This window comes from Protofrankia sp. CiP1_Cm_nod4 (assembly GCF_982290645.1).
Genome location: NZ_CEVIVC010000096.1, coordinates 1 through 18,050 on the forward strand (window position 1 = coordinate 1; position 18,050 = coordinate 18,050).

The 18,050-nt window shown below is 72.4% G+C and carries 14 protein-coding genes; 9 read left to right on the forward strand and 5 right to left on the reverse strand.

Annotated features, from left to right (window positions below; genetic code table 11):
• Together AC5LSR_RS16995 and AC5LSR_RS17000 are read left to right on the forward strand one after the other, a co-directional pair.
• Positions 1–1,033 (forward strand): helix-turn-helix transcriptional regulator (locus AC5LSR_RS16995; RefSeq protein ID WP_493468676.1); only part of this gene is annotated, 1,033 nt, incomplete at its 5' end.
• Between the two features lie 38 nt (positions 1,034–1,071).
• Positions 1,072–2,427 (forward strand): helix-turn-helix transcriptional regulator, encoded by a 1,356-nt coding sequence (locus AC5LSR_RS17000; protein ID WP_250284657.1) that lies wholly within the window; start codon positions 1,072–1,074, stop codon positions 2,425–2,427.
• 154 nt (positions 2,428–2,581) lie between these two features.
• Here the strand turns inward: AC5LSR_RS17000 and AC5LSR_RS17005 are convergent, their stop codons facing one another.
• Genes AC5LSR_RS17005 through AC5LSR_RS17015 form a run of 3 tightly spaced genes read right to left on the reverse strand, consistent with a single transcriptional unit; the run spans position 2,582 to position 4,294 of the window.
• On the reverse strand, positions 2,582–3,265 hold the full coding sequence (locus tag AC5LSR_RS17005) for a histidine phosphatase family protein (RefSeq protein ID WP_250284658.1): 684 nt from the start codon (positions 3,263–3,265) through the stop codon (positions 2,582–2,584).
• Positions 3,262–4,059: a CbtA family protein gene (locus AC5LSR_RS17010; RefSeq protein WP_250284660.1), complete on the reverse strand. Its 798-nt coding sequence runs from the start codon at positions 4,057–4,059 to the stop codon at positions 3,262–3,264. Before AC5LSR_RS17010 ends, AC5LSR_RS17005 begins: the two co-directional genes overlap by 4 nt.
• A gap of 13 nt (positions 4,060–4,072) precedes the next feature.
• Positions 4,073–4,294, reverse strand: a complete 222-nt coding sequence (locus AC5LSR_RS17015) for a CbtB domain-containing protein (RefSeq protein WP_250284662.1) — start codon at positions 4,292–4,294, stop codon at positions 4,073–4,075.
• 746 nt (positions 4,295–5,040) lie between these two features.
• On the opposite strand from AC5LSR_RS17015, the gene AC5LSR_RS17020 reads away from it, so the two are divergent.
• A complete protein-coding gene (locus AC5LSR_RS17020; RefSeq protein ID WP_250284665.1) occupies positions 5,041–5,694 on the forward strand; it encodes a nuclear transport factor 2 family protein in 654 nt (217 codons plus the stop codon).
• 72 nt (positions 5,695–5,766) lie between these two features.
• On the opposite strand, the gene AC5LSR_RS17025 is transcribed toward AC5LSR_RS17020, so the two are convergent.
• On the reverse strand, positions 5,767–6,987 hold the full coding sequence (locus AC5LSR_RS17025) for a cytochrome P450 (protein WP_250284666.1): 1,221 nt from the start codon (positions 6,985–6,987) through the stop codon (positions 5,767–5,769).
• Between the two features lie 228 nt (positions 6,988–7,215).
• On the reverse strand, positions 7,216–9,690 hold the full coding sequence (locus tag AC5LSR_RS17030) for an HAD-IC family P-type ATPase (RefSeq protein WP_493465301.1): 2,475 nt from the start codon (positions 9,688–9,690) through the stop codon (positions 7,216–7,218).
• A gap of 643 nt (positions 9,691–10,333) precedes the next feature.
• Here AC5LSR_RS17030 and AC5LSR_RS17035 point away from each other — a divergent pair.
• The 6 genes from AC5LSR_RS17035 to AC5LSR_RS17060 all read left to right on the forward strand — a co-directional run bounded on the left by AC5LSR_RS17035 (position 10,334) and on the right by AC5LSR_RS17060 (position 18,033).
• Positions 10,334–11,212, forward strand: a complete 879-nt coding sequence (locus tag AC5LSR_RS17035) for a LysR family transcriptional regulator (protein WP_250285287.1) — start codon at positions 10,334–10,336, stop codon at positions 11,210–11,212.
• Positions 11,213–11,752: 540 nt separating this feature from the next.
• Entirely contained in the window at positions 11,753–12,745 is a 993-nt protein-coding gene (locus tag AC5LSR_RS17040; RefSeq protein WP_250285289.1) for a PDR/VanB family oxidoreductase, read from the forward strand.
• Between the two features lie 606 nt (positions 12,746–13,351).
• Positions 13,352–14,593 carry an ABC transporter ATP-binding protein gene (locus AC5LSR_RS17045; protein ID WP_250285290.1) on the forward strand — a complete coding sequence of 414 codons (1,242 nt, stop codon included), beginning with the start codon at positions 13,352–13,354 and terminating at the stop codon, positions 14,591–14,593.
• Positions 14,594–14,727: 134 nt separating this feature from the next.
• Positions 14,728–16,110 carry an ABC transporter substrate-binding protein gene (locus tag AC5LSR_RS17050; RefSeq protein ID WP_250291696.1) on the forward strand — a complete coding sequence of 461 codons (1,383 nt, stop codon included), beginning with the start codon at positions 14,728–14,730 and terminating at the stop codon, positions 16,108–16,110.
• Between the two features lie 31 nt (positions 16,111–16,141).
• Complete coding sequence (locus AC5LSR_RS17055; protein WP_493465302.1) at positions 16,142–17,095, forward strand: metallophosphoesterase; 954 nt, start codon at positions 16,142–16,144, stop codon at positions 17,093–17,095.
• Complete coding sequence (locus AC5LSR_RS17060; protein WP_250285293.1) at positions 17,086–18,033, forward strand: carbohydrate ABC transporter permease; 948 nt, start codon at positions 17,086–17,088, stop codon at positions 18,031–18,033. Before AC5LSR_RS17055 ends, AC5LSR_RS17060 begins: the two co-directional genes overlap by 10 nt.
• Positions 18,034–18,050 lie beyond the last annotated feature (17 nt).

The window sequence follows — 18,050 nt, forward strand, 5'->3', positions numbered from 1 at the left end:
CCCCGGCCCTGCGGCCCCCGCCGGCCTTGCCGGCCCGGTGGCCTCCGCCGGCTCTGCCGGCTCCGCAGCTCCCGCCGGCTCTGCCGGCCTTGAGGAGCTGGAAACCCTCGTACGCACGGCGGACGAGCTGCGCGCGTGCGAGGAACAGAACCTCTGGATGGGCGACCGCGCGCGCGTCGGGATCCACCGGGCCCTCGGCCGGCTGCGCCGGTGCGCCTCCAGCGCCGCACTGCTCGAGCGCGTCCCGCCCGAACTCACCCGGGCATGCGGGTTCGCCCGGGCGATGATCTCACGCGTCCACCACTCCGAGTGGATCCCGATCCTGCCGCCGCCGGGGGCCGACCCGGACACCGACGCGTTCCGGCGCGCGTTCGGGGACGAGCCCACGCTGCCCCTCCGGCACATGCTGCTCGAGACCGAGATGGTGCGCCGGCGCATCGGCATCCTCGTGGCCGACGCGGCCGGTGACCCGCGCTGCCACGAGGCCTTCGTCACGATCGCCGGTGCGCGCGGCTACGTCGGCGCGCCCCTCATGCCCAGCGGCCGCGTCATCGGCTTCCTGCACGCCGACCGCCGCGGGCAGGACCATCCGGTCACCCAGGACGACCTCGACAACATCGTGCTCTTCGCCGAACACGTCGGGCTGCTGTACGAACGCGCCGTCTTCGCGGAGGAGCTCCAGCACCGCCGCGCCCGCCTCCAGGCGGCCCAGCTCGCGCTCGCGCGTGACCTCGACGCGGTCAGCGACGCCGAGCTGCGCCTCCAGCTGCCGCCCACGCCCGAGGACGACCCGGAGGAGGAGGAGGATCACCGGGACAGCACCCCACCGCCAGGACGGATCGCACTGCTGAGCACCCGCGAGCGCGAGGTGCTCGACCTCATCGTCGCCGGGGAGACCAACAGCGGCATCGCCCGTGAGCTCGTGCTCGGCGAACAGACCGTCAAGACACACGTCGCGCACGTCCTGCGCAAGCTGGGCGCGACCAGCCGGGCCGAAGCCGCCGCCCGCTACCTGCGCATGCGAGGCCGGTGACGGCCGTGCCGCCGGACATGCCGCCGGAAAGGACGCCCATGCCGCCGCCACCTTCGACACCGCCAGCGCCGGCGGCACCGCCGGCGTCCCCGGCACCGCCGGCGGCGTCGGCGCACCCGGCCGGCGGACGGCGTGATCCCAGCGAACGGCAGGTCATCGCCGAGGCCGCCCGGCTCACCCAGCGTGCCCAGCGCTCATGGGGGCTCGCGCTGCCGCCGCACCCGCGCCAGCCCGGCCGGAGCCAGCCCGTCGAGGTGTTGCGCCAGCTGCGCGCGACAGCCGACCAGGCCCTGAGCGAGCTTCGCCGGCGGACGGGCCCGGTCGATCCGGAGATCCGTGACGACCTGTTGCGCGCCCTCGAGCTCGAACGCCACCTCAGCCGCCACATCCTGACCCGCAGATCCGCGCGCCGGGCGGCCCTGCGGCGCGGGCTGGAGCGCCTGCGGCCGGTGGCGGATCCAGCACATCTGCTCGACCGCGCCTGCGTCGAGGCGCTGCGTAGCTGCGGTGTGCGGCGCGCGATGCTCAGCCGGGTCAGCGACGGTGTCTGGTCCCCCTGGCGATCGGCCGACACGACCGTCCCGGCCGGCGGAACCGGCTCGGCCGGCCGGGCCGGGCCGGCCGGCCGGAGCAGTTCGGCCGGCACGGTCATCTCGGCCGGCACGGTCATCTCGGCCGGCACGGCGGTCTCGGCTGGCACGGCCAGCGGCACGGGCACCACGGCGGCGTGGCACGAGCTCGGCCCGATGCCCGTCGAGCGCCTTCCGCTGGAGGCCGAGGTCGTGGCCGAGAGACGCCCGGCCCTCGTCGAGCGTCCGGCGAGCGATCCCCGCGTCCACCCTGCGCTGCGCCGGCTGCTGACCAGCTCGTTCGTGGTCGCCCCGATCGCCCCGGCCGACACCGTGATCGGCCTGCTGCACCTCGACCGTTCGGGCGAGGCGCGCGAGGTCGACCGCGACGACCTCGAGGTGGCCTGGGCCTTCGCCGAGGGCTTCGGGCGTGTCTACGAACGCGCGGTCCACCGGCAGCGTCTCGACACGCAACGGCGTCTGGTCCAGCGGGCCGCCCAGCGCCAGGGCCTCGACACCGCGCCGCCCGACCACGCCATCGATCTTCTCCCCACCGTGCCGCGCGCGCCCGGGCGCTACGAGCCCGACACCGCCAGCCCGCCGGTGGACGCCCCCGAGGAGTCACCGGGCATCCTCACGAGCCGTGAACGCGAGGTCGCCGACCTGATGTGCGCCGGCCTGCCCAACGAACAGATCGGCGAACGCCTCGTCATCTCAGCCGCGACCGTCAAGAGCCACGTCCGCGCCATCCTACGCAAGCTCGGGGCCGCAAACCGCTCCCACGCCATCGCCATCCACCTGCGCCACACACCCAACCCGCCATGACCAGCGGCTGAAAGGCTCCGGGCAACGGCAGCCATCACGACGACAGCGCCCACCGCGGCACGCCGCACGCCACCATCACGGTCACAGAGCATGGTCGGGTCCTCGGCGCAGGAGAGACAGGACAGCTTGCGCACTGTGCCGTGAACTGCTGGTCTTACAGTGGCATGCAGGCGTGTCGCAGGGTCCACACCATGCTTCCCGTGCCGGCTTTGCCGCCCGCGTGCCCGAGTGAGGTGGGGGTGGCTGGCAGGCGGCCGTGCAGGAGGGTCGCGGACAGTGGTGGGACGTCGACGCGCCAGAACACCTCCGGTGGCGATCGCAGCGCCGTGACCAGCACGGCCCGGACGACCGCCGGGTGGGTCACGGCGATCACGTGCTCCGGGTCGGTGGCACGGGCGGCCAGCCAGGCCGCGACGCGGTCGAGCAGGTCCACGACGGATTCGCCGCCGTGCGGCGCCGCGGCCGGATCCCCGGTCCACAGCCGCAGGTCCGCGGGGCTGATCTCGTCGAGCGAGCGGCCCGCCCAGGCCCCGACGTCGAGGTCGCGCAGGGCCGGGTCGGGCGTGGCCGACAGGCCCAGCGCCTGAGCTGTCTGGCGGGTGCGCAGGGAGCGGTCGCACCAGGCCCGCCCACCGCGCAGCACCCGTCCGAAGGGGGTGCGTGACATTTCGGACGTGTGCTCGGGCATGTGCGTCGTGTGCGCTGTGGCCGCGGCGGCGGCCCGGCGGGCTTCGGCGTCGTCGATGGTGTCGTCGTCGGCGCCGAAGCGCGCCGCTCGCACGGCGGCGGTCCGGGCGTGGCTGACCAGGGTCAGCCGCAGCGGCCCGCCCGCACTCACGCCCCGGTGGCGACCGGTGATCCGCCTGGGGCCGTCGGAGCTTCCCCCACCAGCGTCGATACCGGCGTGGCACCCGGTGCCCGGACCGGGGCGGGGCGGTTGGCGCGTTCCGTCAGAGCCCCGAAGAGCAGCCCGACGGTGGCCCACAACGTCGCCTGGATCGCCAGGGAATCGACCCGGAACCGCCACAGCACGTCCGCCGGGAAGCCTTCCGGTGTCTCGTCCGCCGCCGGCAGGGCGTAGTAGGCGAGGCCGATGACGACCAGACCGCCGGCCAGCGCCAGCAGTGCCGCGTCCCACGAGCCGAACCGGGGGGCAAGCCGCCGGGCGGCCACAAAACCGCCGGCGACCACGGCCAGCGCGATCAGCATCGCGGCGAAGTACAGACTGGTGCGATCGGCGATCGTGTCCGGATTGCCGACCGCCGGCGGGTTGGCCGGGTACTTCAGGCTGGGCAGCAGGTACATCCCCGCGAAACCGGCGAGGGCTACCAGCCCCGCGGTCGTGCGGGCGCGCAGCGCTCCCAGCCGGCCCTGCGCGACGGCGTAGGCGAGGGAGAACAGCCCGCCGACGGCGACCCCGAACGCCAGCAGCCCGGTGAACAGGCCGATGGTGCTCTGCACCGTGCGGGACACCACCTCCGGCTCGGCGGGGGCCCCGGGCGCCTCGTGCGCCGCCTCGAACGCGATCGCGAGGCCGACCTGGCTCTCCCCGAAGACCTTCGCGACGACGAAGGCGAGGACGGCGGCGGCCACGCCGACCAGCATCCCGCGGATCAGCAGCGTGCGAACCATGTCGCGCCCCCGCTCAGTGGCAGGGGAAGCCGAGCAGGTGACGCGCGTCGTGCACGAACTCGTGGACGTTGCTGCCGGCCACGAGCGACACCGCGCCCTGCTCCGCACCGACGAAGTAGAGCAGGACCAGCGCCAGCAGCGACCCGAAGAGCGCGAACGGGGCCAGTTCGCTCAGCGGGATCGTCGGCAGCGGCGCGGGGGCGGCAGGGGCGTCCAGAACGCCTGGGTGTGCCATGGCGGGAACCTCCACAGGAATCACGCGTTCCACTCGGGCAGGGCTTGTTCGGTGACGCTCGTCCGACGATGGGTCTGACTTCCGGTGCCGCCCTGGGGGCGACGCCGGTGACAGTGGCGCGACCGTGCCGGATTCACACCGGCTTCCACCGACTCGAACAGTCTGAGAAAAGCAGCAGCCGACCTCGCAGTCAAGCCTGCTCGGCTGCCGGATGGCCCGCCGGCGACCGGCGGGCCATCCGTGAGCATTCCATGATGTCCATTGTTACCGCTGTGTCCGAATTGTTCATCCGAAGTGGAACTCGATCCCGCCTCTCGAGTTCGACGCGCTCGGCGTTCATATAAATACAGAGAGCAACCAGTGACGCACGGGACATAAATGATCACCACCGCGGGAGGCCGGCGGACGGCTGCCGGCCGCCGCATCGCGCGAGCACCTCCCGAACGGCTACCGGACCGTCGTCCGCAATGGGCCTGACGGCTGCCGCCACGGCGTACCAAGGACCCGCGGGAAACGGCAACATGTCCGGCGTTCCCAGGAAGAAACCGGACCGGGAGGACGATACACTCGACACCGCTTCCCGTATTCTGTCGGAACCCCTGAATCCCGTGCCATCCAACAGCGCGAGCCAGCAGGGAGATTTCCGCCCGGAACCACGCCGCGACGTGGCCCGGAAGAACACGGAAAAGCTTCGGGACAACGCTCCCCGAAAACCTTGGCCAGACGGCAGGAACAGGAGGATAGCGGTGAGCGACAGAACCGCCGGGAACCAGCCGCTGCATGTTCAGGGCCGGGACGCCGTCATTGCCGGCTCCGCTGGCGTCCGGTGGCGCGACGGGGCACCACCGGACTACCGCCACTCCCGGGAGACAATGCCCCGGGAACGCACCTGCCAGCATGCCGAGGGCTCGCTCGCGGACATCGTCGAGAAGGTGGTCCAGGTATTCGAGATGGAGCTCTCGCACAAGAAGGATCCAGCCCAGTGGGTCAGCATGGTGACCGAACGGCTGCGGGTCCAGGTGAACGGCGGCCCGGCGGCCACCGCCGCCGACCTCGCGGAAAAGGGCAGCTACAACATCCTCATCGGCGAGAACCCCCACTACTCGGCGGGGAACGAAACCTTCGAGTCCTCCCACGAGGTGTTCCACAAAGCCTTCCCCGGCGGCTTCTTCTGGGAGGTGCTGGACGTCTACTCACCACCGCCCGTGATCGCGTTCAAATGGCGGCACTGGGGCACCTTCAGCGGGCCGTACAAAGAGGCGCCCCCGACCGGTGAGCGCATCGAGATCTTCGGTGTCACCGTGGCCCGCTGCGCGGACGACCTCAGGCTGGTCGAGGTCGAGAACTTCTACGACAACACCGCTTTCCTCAGCCGGCTCGCGGGCAGCCATCCGGCGTGAGATCCCGGGCGCGGCATACACCTGCCCGCATGCCGCGCCCACCCGCGACGGTTCACGGAAACCGCCGCGCCGTCAGACGGCCACCGGCACGCGGGTCCAGCCGCGTTGGACGAATGCCGGACGCCGTACCGGTGTGCCGGCCGGACGCAGCCGCGGGAAGCGTTCGATCAGGCAGCGTACGGCGATCGCCACCTCCACCCGGGCCAGCGGCGCGCCCACGCAGAAGTGGACCCCGCCGCCGAAGGCGATGTGCGGGTTCGGCTCCCGGCCGATGTCGAACTCGTCGGCCCGCTCGAACATCTCGCCGTCCCGGTTGGCCGAGCCGAGCAGGGCGGCGATCCGCTCCCCCGCCCGGATGACCGCCCCGCCGATCTCGACGTCCGCCATCGCGGTCCGTTCGAACAGGTGCAGCGGGGAGTCGAAGCGCAGGAACTCCTCGGTCGCGGTGGCGGCGAGCTCCAGCGGCCGCTCGGCCAGCCGCCGCTGCTGGTCGGGATGGTTCAGCAGGACGACCATCCCGTTGCCGAGGCAGTTGACGCTGGCCTCGTGCCCGGCGTTGAGCAGCACCACGACCGTGGCGACCAGCTCGTCCTCGCTGAGCTGCTCACCGTCCTGCTCCGCCTGGACCAGATGGGTGATCACATCGTCCCGGGGGCCGCGCCGGCGGCGCACCGCGAGGTCCCGGACGAAGGCGTCGAACTCGGCCGCGGCGGCGCGGGCGGCGGCCTCCGCGGCGGGCGTCCGCCCGTACTCGTTCATCTTCATCATGGCCGCCGACCAGGGGCGCAGCAGGTGCCGGTCGCCGTCCGGGATACCGAGCAGCTCGGCTATGATCATCACTGGCAGCGGTTCGGCGTAGTCGGTGATCAGGTCGAACGGCTCGCCGTCGCGGGCCCTTTCCGCCAGCCCGTCGAGGAGGCCCCCGCACAGCTCCTCGATGTGCGGGCGCAGCCGCTCGATGTTGCCGCGGACGAACGCCTTGCCGAGCAGGCCCCGCAGCCGGGTGTGCTTGGGCGGCTCGCAGCCGAGGACCGAGTCGCGCTCGAGCTGGTTGAACAGCGCCCACAGGCCCTCGGGCTGTCGCGGCGGGTGGATCCTGCCCAGCGCGCGATGGCGCAGCACCGCGTCGGCGTCGCGGTACCTGGCGGCCAGCCACATCCCGAGCTGTTCGCTCCACAGCGGGCGGCCGGCCGCCCGCAGTTCGGCGAAGACGGGGTACGGGTCGTGGACGAGCCCGGGGTCGTGGGGGTCGAAACAGTCTGCGCCACCAACGATCCGGCGGGACAGGACCACCGTCGGCTCCTTCCGGGACAGGCCAGCACCCCCACGGCCCCCACCATCACTTCGCCTATCGAACCAGCGCCGGCCGGCGCCCGGCGGGGAGACCGACGCCTTTTCCCACCCCCACACGTGCGTGGTCGGCCACACCACCCGCCACGCCCGGCCCGGCAGCCCGGGCACCCACGCCCGCCACGCCCGGCCCGGCAGCCCGGGCAGCCACGCCCGGCCCGGCCCGGTGGTTCAGGGCCTGGACGGCCGGCCGTGGGCCGTGCCCTCGGCGTTCACGGGCCAGAAGTGCCCCACCAGCCGCCAGACGAGCTCCACCAGGGCCATGCCGGCCGCGCCGCAGGTGGCCGCCACGGCGACGACGCCGGCGTCCGACGTGTCGAACTCGAAGACGCGCTGCCCCACCGGCAGCAGCAGGCACAGCAGGAAGCCACCGGCCATGGCAGCCACCAGCAGGACCTTCCACCAGGCATACGGCCGGGCCACCACTGCCAGCACCCATGTTGCGATCATGACAAGCGTGATCACGACGGCGGTGCTCTCCTGCTCGGGCGTGCCCTCGCCGCCGGAGCGGACGAGCAGGTAGGTCACGAAGCTCGCCACCGCCACCACGGCACCCGCCGGCACCGCCCGGCGCATGACCCGCGGCACGAACCCGGCCCGGGCCCGCTCGGTGTTGGGCGCGAGCGCCAGGAAGAACGCCGGGACGCCGATGGTGAACCAGCCGATGAGCGTCACGTGCCGGGGCAGGAACGGGAACCTCAGCTGCGCCGCCCCGATCAGGATGGCCAGCAGCACCGAGTAGACCGTCTTGGTCAGGAACAGGACGGACACCCGCTCGATGTTGCCTATCACCCGCCGTCCCTCGGCCACGACGTGCGGGAGAGCGGCGAAGGTGTTGTCCAGCAGGACGATCTGCGCGACCGCCCGGGCCGCGGGGCTGCCCGAGCCCATGGCCACGCCGATGTCGGCGTCCTTGAGCGCGAGCACGTCGTTGACCCCGTCGCCGGTCATGGCCACGGTGTGGCCGTCGGACTGCAGGGCCCTGACCATGGCGCGCTTCTGGTCCGGCGCCACCCGGCCGAAGATCGACCCCGTCGCCATCCGCTCGGCCAGCGCGGGGATGTCGTCGTCGGGCAGCGTCCGGGCGTCCACCGGCCGGTCGGCACCGGCGATCCCGAGCGTGCTGGCGACCGCCGCGACGGACAGCGCGCTGTCCCCCGATATGATCTTCAGTTCGACGTTCTCCGCCGCGAAGTAGCGCAGGGTGTCGGCGGCGTCGTCGCGGATCTTCTGCTCGATGACGAGCAGCGCCAGCGGGACCACCGTGCCGGGCGCGCCCGGCGCGTCCACCGGGATGCCGGCCCGGCCGAGCAGCAGCACCCGCAGCCCCCGGGAGGCCAGCCGGTCGGCCTCGGCGACCGCGGCGTGCCCGGGCGGCAGCAGGACGTCGGGCGCGCCGAGCACCCAGTGCCCGTGCCGGCCGAAGCTCGCCCCGCTCCACTTCCGGGCGGAGGAGAACGCCGCGGCCGCCGTCGCGGCCCAGGTGTCCGGACCGCTCGGGAACGCCTCGGCGACCGCGGCCAGGCTCGCGTTGGGACGCGGGTCGGCGGCGGCCAGCGCCCGCAGCGCCTCGCGCACCTCACCAGCCAGCCGGCCGGCCCCGGCAGCCTCGCCGGCGGCCTCGCCGGCGGCGCCGTTGGCCGGGCCCGTCCTGTCGGGCGCGCCCAGCAGGCGCACCTCGGTCAGCCGCATGCGGTTCTCGGTGAGGGTGCCGGTCTTGTCCGCGCACACGACGTCGACCCGGGCCAGCCCCTCGATGGCCGGCAGCTCCTGCACCAGGCACTTGCGGCGTCCCAGCCGGATGACACCGATCGCGAACGCGACGCTGGTGAGCAGGATGAGCCCCTCGGGAACCATGGGGACGAGCGCGGCCACCATCCCGCGCACCGCGTCGTCCGGGGCGGCGTCGTCGAGCCGGAACTGGCTGTAGATCGTCAACGCGCCGGCAGGAATGATCAGGAAGGTGACGAACGTCAGGATCCGGTCGATGCCGCCGCGCAGCTCCGAACGCACGAGCGTGAAACGGCTGGCCTCCTCCGCCAGCCGGGCGGCATAGGCCTCCCGGCCGACCTTGGCCGCGCGGAACACCCCTGTCCCGGCCACCGCGAAGCTGCCGGACATGACGGGATCCCCGGGGCCCTTGTCCACCGGGTCGGCCTCACCGCTGAGCAGCGACTCGTCGATCTCCAGCCCGTCCGCGGCCAGCACGACCCCGTCGACGACGACCCGGTCGCCGGGCCCGAGCTCGATGACGTCGTCGAGCACGACCTCGCTGGCGGAGATCTCGACCGTCCGGCCGTCCCGGCGGACCCGGGGCCGGGCCTCGCCGATGATCGCGAGCCGTTCCAGGGTGCGTTTGGCCCGCATCTCCTGGACGATGCCGATCGCGGTGTTGACCACGATGATCAGCCCGAACAGGCCGTCGGGAACGACCGGCCCGATCACCACGATGACGGCGAAGAGCGCGCCGATGATCGCGTTGAACCGGGTCAGGACGTTGGCCCGGACGATCTCGGCGACCGAGCGGCTCGCCCGGACCGGGACGTCGTTGGTGCTGCCCGCCGCGATGCGCGCGGCCACGCCCGCGGCGGTCAGGCCATCGTCGAGCCCGACAGCGGACTCCTGTGGAAGATCGACCGTTGCCACGACAACGAGGCTATCGGGACGGTGGCCGACGCCACGCACCCTCCCGGCCCGGATACGGTCATCCCATATCCCCCGGGCCAGCATCCCCGGGCCAGCCTCATCCCCCGGATCGGCCGCCAGGCCCGTGGATCAGCTCCCAGCCGCCGTCCACGACGCCCGCGCGGACACGGTCACGCGGGAGCCACTCCGCACGAAGGCCGCCCCGTGTGGAGGCCATTCCGTATTCGCGCCCCACGGCGCGCCACCGGGATGCGAACAGCCATTCCAGGACAGATACGGGCACGCCGGGCGTTGCTGCCCTCGTCATGCCATATCCATCCCTGTCATGTCCGCCCCCGTCACATCCGCCCCCGTCACGTCCGCGCCTTAATACACGGAGCCGCGACACGCACCGCCGTAATGCACGGCTGTAATGCACATCACCGCGATATACATCGCCGTCATACGTACCGCCGCAATACACCCCGCCGTACACACGCGTATACACGCTGTTTGCACGGGTATCATGTGTGTGCCGCCGTCACGCTGGTGTCCGCTGGTGCCCGTGGCGACCGGCCCGACAGTTCTTCCGGACAACACTCACCCGTCACCGCCGGTTAGTCACCGCACGTAGGCTGTGCTGGGCTTACAGGAGGGAGGCGGGATGGAGTTCCGGCACCTGGTGTCTTTTCTGGCGATAGCGGACGAGCTGCACTTCGGACGGGCCGCGGGCAAGCTCCACCTGGCCCAGCCCTCGCTGAGCCAGCACCTGCAGCGCCTGGAGCGTGAGGTCGGCGTCAAGCTGGTCGCCCGCACCTCCCACGAGGTCCGGCTGACCCCGGCAGGCGTCGCGTTCCAGGCCGAGGCGAAGCGGATCCTCGACCAGGCGAGCCGGGCCGTGCAGGCGGCGCGGGACGCCGCGGCCGGCCGCGCCGGCGCGATCAACATCGGCTACAACTTCCCGGCCGGCCAGCGCATCCTGCAGCCGACCCTGTTACGGCTGAACAGCACTCACCCCGGGCTGACCGCCCACCTGTGGGAAAGACGCACCGGCCCCCAGCTCAAGGGCCTGCTCGGCGGCGAGCTCGACATCGGCTTCGTCTTCGGGCTGCCGCCCACCAGCGACCTGCACTCCCGGGAGGTGCTGCGGCTGCCGCTGGTCGCCGTGGTCGGGGAACAGCACGACTGGGCCTGCCGGGAGCAGGTGCCGTTCCGCGAGCTGCAGAACCAGGCCTGCATCCTGTTCAGCCGCACCCAGTCCCCGGCGATGTACGACACGATCGTCACCACGGCCGAACGGGTCCGGATCAGCCTGCGGGTCGCCGCCGAGGTCGACGACCCGGGCGCGACCGCCCTCGTGGTCACCACCCGCCCGCTGGTGGGGTTCGCCTCGGTCGAACGCGCCCGCCGGACGAGAGGGCCGGTCGCCATCCCCCTCGTCGACCCGATCCCGATGCTGTCCGTGCACGTGGTGTGGCGGCCGCAGCGAAGCAAGGTCGTCGACGCCCTGCTGGACGCCCTCGACGAGGCCGGGCCCTTCTGACCAGCCACCAGAATCAGCCTCCAGCCGAATGCCCGCGAACGGCCTCCGGCAGCGCTGAAAATCAGCGCGCTACCTTCGGCCGAATGCCCGCGAACGGCCTCCGGCAGCGCTGAAAATCATAGCACTGCCTTCAGAAAAATGACCATGGACGGTTGCCGGCAGCGCCGGAAAATCATGGCGCCGCCTTTGGCGAGGCCGCCGAAAAGGGCCTCCGTGGCATGCGGGAACCCGGGCCGGGGTTATTGGAAAATCCAATCGCCCAAGTGGATTTTCCTCCTGTCGGCGACTTCTCCGGCCAGTCGGGAAAACGCTTGCGAAGATGTGGCCGGGCCCTGCGTCACGGGCGGCCCTGCCGATAGAATTCAACGGTGGCCCGCCCGGCCGGCAGACCGGTCGCCGTCGCGGGCAGCTCACTGTTTCGACCGGCGTGCCGGCCAGCGGCCGGAACGCCGGATTCGCCGCCCAGAACGCGGATCCGGCGGAACGCCGGGAACCCGTACGCCCATTCCGACACGCCCAGAACTCCGCCGGAGGTCGGTCATGTCCGCGCCAGCATCCTATGATCAGTCGACCGCGGTACCCGCACCGTCCGCCACCGCGTTCCTGACCGTCGTCAGCAGGACCGTCGAGGCGGACGACGTCGTTTCCCTGACCCTCGCCGATCCCGGCGGGCGGCCGCTCGCCCCGTGGGCTCCCGGCGCGCACGTCGACGTCGTCACCGGGCCCGGGCGCGTCCGGCAGTACTCGCTGTGCGGCGATCCGGCCGACCACGCGACCTGGCGTGTCGCGGTCCTGCGCGAGGCCGCCGGCCGGGGCGGCTCGGCGTACCTGCACGATGAGGCCCACGCCGGGTCGACGCTGGAGGTGGGGGCGCCGCGCAACAACTTCCCCCTGGTCGACGCCGGGCGTTACGTCCTGATCGCGGGTGGGATAGGGATCACCCCGCTCCTCCCGATGATCGCCGAGCTGACCGGGCGCGGCGCCGACTGGACGCTGCTCTACGGCGGCCGGCAACGCACGAGCATGGCGTTCCTCCCCACGCTGTCCGCCTATGGCGACCGGGTCGTCGTCCACCCCGAGCGGGAGCGCGGGCTGCTGCCGCTCGGCACCGTCCTCGCCCGGCCCGAGGAGGGCACGGCCGTCTACTGCTGCGGCCCGGAGGGCCTGCTCGGCGCGGTCGAGGCCGCCTGCGGCAGCTGGCCGCCCAGCGCCCTGCACGTCGAACGCTTCCGCCCCCGGGAACCGGCCGGCGACGCCGCCGCGGACACCGCCTTCGACGTCCTGATCGCCAGCACCGGGCAGCGGGTGCGGGTGGCCGCGGGCCGCAGCATCCTCGAGGCGCTCGAACGCACCGGCCTGGACATGCCCTCCTCGTGCCGCGAGGGGACCTGCGGCAACTGCGAGACCCGGTTCGTCGAGGGCGAGGTCGACCACCGCGACTCCGTGCTGAGCCCGCAGGAGCAGCGGGACGGGGACGCCATGATGATCTGTGTCTCCCGGGCCCGCGGCGACCAGCTTGTCCTCGACCTCTGACGGTCCCGGCCGCTGGCAGTGAGGATGTAGACGAGCCCCGCGCCGATCGGCGACCAGACCACCGACCGGCTTCGGGCCACCAGCCCGGCCTGTCGGCCGCGCTGGTGCGGGGCAGGCGTTCCGGGCCGGCCAGCCCGGCCCGCGACGGCGCCGAGCGGTGTGGCGACAGCCACGTGGCCGGACGCGGCCAGCCTGGACGCGGCCAGCCTGGCCGGGCCGGCCGGGCCGGCGTGGGACGGATTCCGCCGCCGGTACCGCCCGCGCGCCATGACAGTGGGCACCGGCAGCCATCAATGAATTCTATCGGGTAATCAGTGATTTCAATCAGTGCTGGCCACCGGGCGTGCGCGCGGCGTTTCACACCACTTGACGCACCGCAAATTTCCAGCATGTTTCCTTCCCGTACACGGACCCGGCGTTGAATTCAGCGGTCCACGGACGATAAGAAGCACTGGAAAAATTTCCGGACGGCCGCCGGCACCGGGCACGGCCCGTACCGGGGGATCCGACTTCCGACTTCCGAACCCACCGGCCCACCCACGGCGAGCCGGGAATACCAGGCCGGTCCGGCACGCCGCCGGGCCGGTACGAAAGGAGAGCCAGGCTGTGAGCCGGATCCAGGTCGAAGGACTGACCAAGCGTTTCGGCGAGGTCGCCGCCATCGACCGGGTGAGCCTGGACATCAGCCACGGCGACTTCCTCGTCCTGCTCGGCCCGAGCGGATGCGGAAAATCGACGCTGCTCCGGATGATCGCCGGTCTGATCGAGCCGAGCGGCGGGCGGGTTCTGCTGGACGGCCGCGACGTCACGTTCGCCCCGCCCCGGGAACGCGACATGGCAATGGTATTCCAGAGCTACGCTCTTTACCCCCACCTGACCGTCGAACGCAACATCGGGTTCCCGCTGCGGTCCCGTCGCCGGCCACGGGCGGAGATACGCCAGAAGGTACGCGAGGTGGCCGAGCTGCTCGATCTCGCGGAGCTGCTCGGCCGCCGGCCGCGGGAGCTCTCCGGCGGGCAGCGGCAGCGGGTCGCCGTCGGGCGGGCACTCGTCCGTGACCCCGGCGCCTTCCTGATGGACGAGCCGCTGTCCAACCTCGACGCGAAGCTGCGCACGGCAACCCGCGGCCAGCTGCGGGCCCTGCACCGCACGCTCGGCTCGACCATCGTCTACGTCACCCACGACCAGGTCGAGGCCATGACCATGGCCACCAGGGTGGCCCTGCTCAACGCCGGCCGGCTGGAGCAGGTCGGCACCCCCACCGACGTCTACGACGAGCCGGCGTCGGTGTTCGTGGCGGGCTTCCTGGGCTCACCCGCGATGAACCTGATCCCCGCGCGGATCGAGAGCCGGGCCGGACGCGTCCAGGTGCTCGCCCCCGGCGTCGAGCTGCCGCTGTGGGCGGCGGGCGACCAGCCCGCCCGCGAGGTGACCCTCGGCGTCCGACCGGAGCACCTGGTCCTGCTCCCGCCGGCGTCCAGCTCCCCCGCTTCGCAGCCCGCATCGCAGCCCGCATCGCAGCCCGTGCCCGTGCCCGCGTCCCCCGTGTTCCGGGGGGTGGTGGAGACGGTGGAGAACCTCGGCGGTGAGGAGGTCGCCCAGTGCGCGGTGGGCGGCGCCCGGCTGCTGGCCCGGGGGCCGCGGCCGCTCGGCCTGCGTCCCGGCGAACCGGTGGCCTTCGACGTCCCCGCGGACCGGGTGCACCTGTTCGACCGGGCCAGCGGCCGCCGGCTGGTCTGGCAGCCGGCCAGCGGCGGCCTCCCCCGCGAGCGCGATCACGACCATGACTCCGCCGCAGCCGCCGTCGCCGGCGCCCCCGGGCAGGTTCTGGACGCGTCCACCGTCTGATCACCAGCCTTCGGCGTCCCCGCCCTTTCCGAACCGTCCCGCCGTCGAGTCTTTCGAGCCTGTCGAAACGTCCGACGTCTTTCCCGGCCCCGGTCCTCGCCGGTGCCGTGTTCCTCTCGCTCAAGGAGCATCCCGTGAAAAAACTGCGCCAGCTCGGGGGGCTGGCGGCCGCGCTCACCCTGGCACTGACCGCCGCCGCCTGCGGAGACAGTGGCTCGAGCACGCCCGCCCAGCCGAGCACCGTGGTTCCCGAACTCCGGCCGGACCAGCAGGTCTCGATCACCTTTGAGAGCTACAACCTGTCCCAGGCAGGGGCCTGGACGGACACCTTCACCGATCTGATCAACAGGTTCCAGGCCGCCCACCCCAACATCAAGGTGACGGCCCAGAAGCCCGCGACCGCGACCGCGAGCGGCTACGGGTCGGCCTCGGCCGCCAGCATCCAGCGCCAGATCGCGGCGGGCAACCCGCCCGACGTCGGCCAGCTGGTCTTCGGCGACATCCGGTACGCCGTCAAGGGCCTGGGCGCCACCCCGCTCGACGACGTCGTCGGCCGCGACGCCGTGCAGGCGAACTTCGGCGGCGCCCACCCGTTCGCGCCGACCGCGCGCACCCTCGGTGACGTCGAGGGCAAGACCTTCGCCGTGCCGTTCGTGTTCTCCACGCCGATCCTGTACTACAACGCGAGCCTGTTCACCCAGGCCGGTCTCGACCCGAACAAGCCGCCGGCCACCTGGGCGGAGGTGAAGACGGCCGCACTGGCCATCAAGAGCAGGACCGGCAAGGACGGCGCCTACATCGACTGCCTGACCAAGAAGAGCAGTGACTGGTGCTATCAGTCCCTGGTCGCCTCCAACGGCGGAACCGTGATCTCCGACGACCAGACCCGGCTCACCTTCGCCGACGCCCCCGCGGTCGAGGCCGTCCGGGTGGCCCAGGACCTGGTCAGCTCCGGCGCCAGCCCCAAGCTCTCCCAGGAGCAGGCCTACCCCGCGTTCGCCCGCGGTGAGGTAGGCATGATCCTGGAGAGCAGCGCCGCCGAGGCGGTCTTCCGCAAGGGCGCCACCACCGCGAACCCGCCGTGGGAGCTGCGGGCCGGCTACGAGCCGAGCTTCGACGGCAAGAAGGTGCAGCCGACCAACTCCGGGGCGGCCCTGCTGATGTTCGCCAAGGACCCGGCCCGGCAGCGGGCGGCCTGGGAGCTCATCAAGTTCCTGACCAGCGACGAGGCGTACACGCAGATCACCAGCAGGATCGGCTACCTGCCGCTGCGCACGGGCCTGCTCGACGACCCGGGCGCGCTGAAGGACTGGGCGGCCAAGAACCCGCTGATCAAGCCGAACATCGACCAGCTCGCCCGGCTGTACCCGACGGCGTCGTTCCCCGGTGACAACTACGTCCAGATCAGGGACGGCATGCTCGCGGCCGTCGAGAAGGTGGTCTACAGCGGTGCCGACCCGCTCTCGACGCTGACCGCGGCGCAGGAGCAGGCGACCAAGCTCCTCCCGAAGGGCTGACACCGTGCCGTCGGTGCCGACCGTGCCATCGGTGACATCGGTGACGTCCGCGCTGCCGGTGCCACCGGTGCCGGCGGCACCGCCGGCCCGGGTGCCGCGGTACACCCTGATCCAGCTCAGCGACGTCCACCTCGTCGACGACGGGGAGCTGCCGCACGGCGGGGTGGACACACACGCGAACCTGGAGTCCGCGGCCCGCGCGGTCGCGGGCTCCGGGACCGCGGTGGCGGGCCTGGTACTGACCGGAGATCTCGCCGACAGCGGCTCCCCCGCCGCCTACCGGCGGCTGCGGGCGGTGGTCGAACCGCTCGCGCGCCACCTGGGCGCCCCGGTCATCTACGCGATGGGCAACCACGACGAGCGGACGGCGTTCCGCCGCGAGCTGCTGGGCGCCGCGCCGGCGACCGACAGCCTCTCGACGATCCCGTGCGACAGCGTCCACTGGATCGCGGGCCTGCGGATCGTGGTGCTCGACAGCACCACGCCGGGCTACGACAGCGGCCACCTCACCGACGCCCAGCTCGCCTGGCTGCGCGACGAGCTCGCCCGCCCGGCCCCCGACGGGACGGTGCTCGTCCTGCACCACCCACCGGTGCCGTCGCCGATGCTCGTCGTCGAACTGATGACGCTGCGTGAGACCGACCGGCTCGCGCGGGCCGTGGCGGGCAGCGACGTGCGGATCATTCTGTGCGGCCACGCCCATCACGCCAGCTGCGGCCTGCTCGCCGGCATCCCGGTCTGGGTGTCGCCGGCCACCGCGTTCGGCGCGGACCTGCTCTCGCCCGCGGGCCGGGCCCGCGCGCTGCGCACGGCGGCCTGCAGCCGCATCGACATCTACCCCCACACCGTGGTGGCCAGCGTCGTGACGCTCGCCCCCGCGGACATCCTCTTCGACAACGACGAGAGCGACATGGCACGACACATCGACCAGGCCGCCACCGGCGACGGGCGGCTGACAGAGCAGGGGCGGGCAGCGTGTTCGTAGAGCTCGCGCCCCTCGTGGCCCCCGCCGAGCACGTGGCGGTCGAGGCGGCCCGGCCACCGCTGGCGCGCCGGGCGCTGCGGGCGCTGCCGCCCTTCCTCTACCTCGCCCCGGGGCTGGCCTGCCTGCTCGTGTGGACCTACCGCCCCCTGGTCGAGGCCGTCCAGCTCTCCTTCTACCGGTGGAACCTGCTGCCGAGCAGGCCGAAGATCCCGGTCGGGCTGGACAACTACCAGCAGGTCGTCCAGCTCCCCGAGCTCAGGCACTCGCTCTGGCTGACGGTGGCGACGATCCTGTGCCTGCTGCCCTTCTCGGTCCTGCTGCCCACGATCATCTCCCTGCTCACCCGCCGGATCCGCGGCCGGGCCGGCGTCGCCTACCGCGCGCTGGTGTTCGCGCCGGTGCTGGTCCCGCCGGTGGCCAGCGCGGCGATGTGGATGTGGCTGCTGGACCCGCGGCACGGGCTGGTGGACCGCATGATCGGCCATCCGGTCAACTGGCTGCACGAACGCGGCCCGGCCCAGCTCGCCATCATCGGCATCACCGGCTGGCACCTGCTCGGGTTCGCCGTCCTCGTCGTCACCGCCGGCCTGGCCAACATCAACGACGAGTACTCGGCGGCGGCCCAGCTCGACGGCGCGACCCGGCGGCAGATCACCCGCTGGATCATCCTGCCGCTGCTGTCACCGACCCTGGTCCTGCTGACCCTCATGACCGTGCTGCTCTCCGGCCAGCTGACCTTCCCGCTGATCGACGCGCTCACCCAGGGCGGCCCCGACGACGCGACGACCAACGCCTACTACCTGCTCTGGGAGTACTGCTTCAAGAGCTTCAACGCGGGCCTGGCCTCCGCCGCCGGCCTGGCCTTCTTCCTGACCTTCGGCCTGGTCGCCCTCCTCCTGGTCTGGCTCTTCGAAAAACTCAGCTTCCACGACAACTGACCACCCGGCGGCCGTCC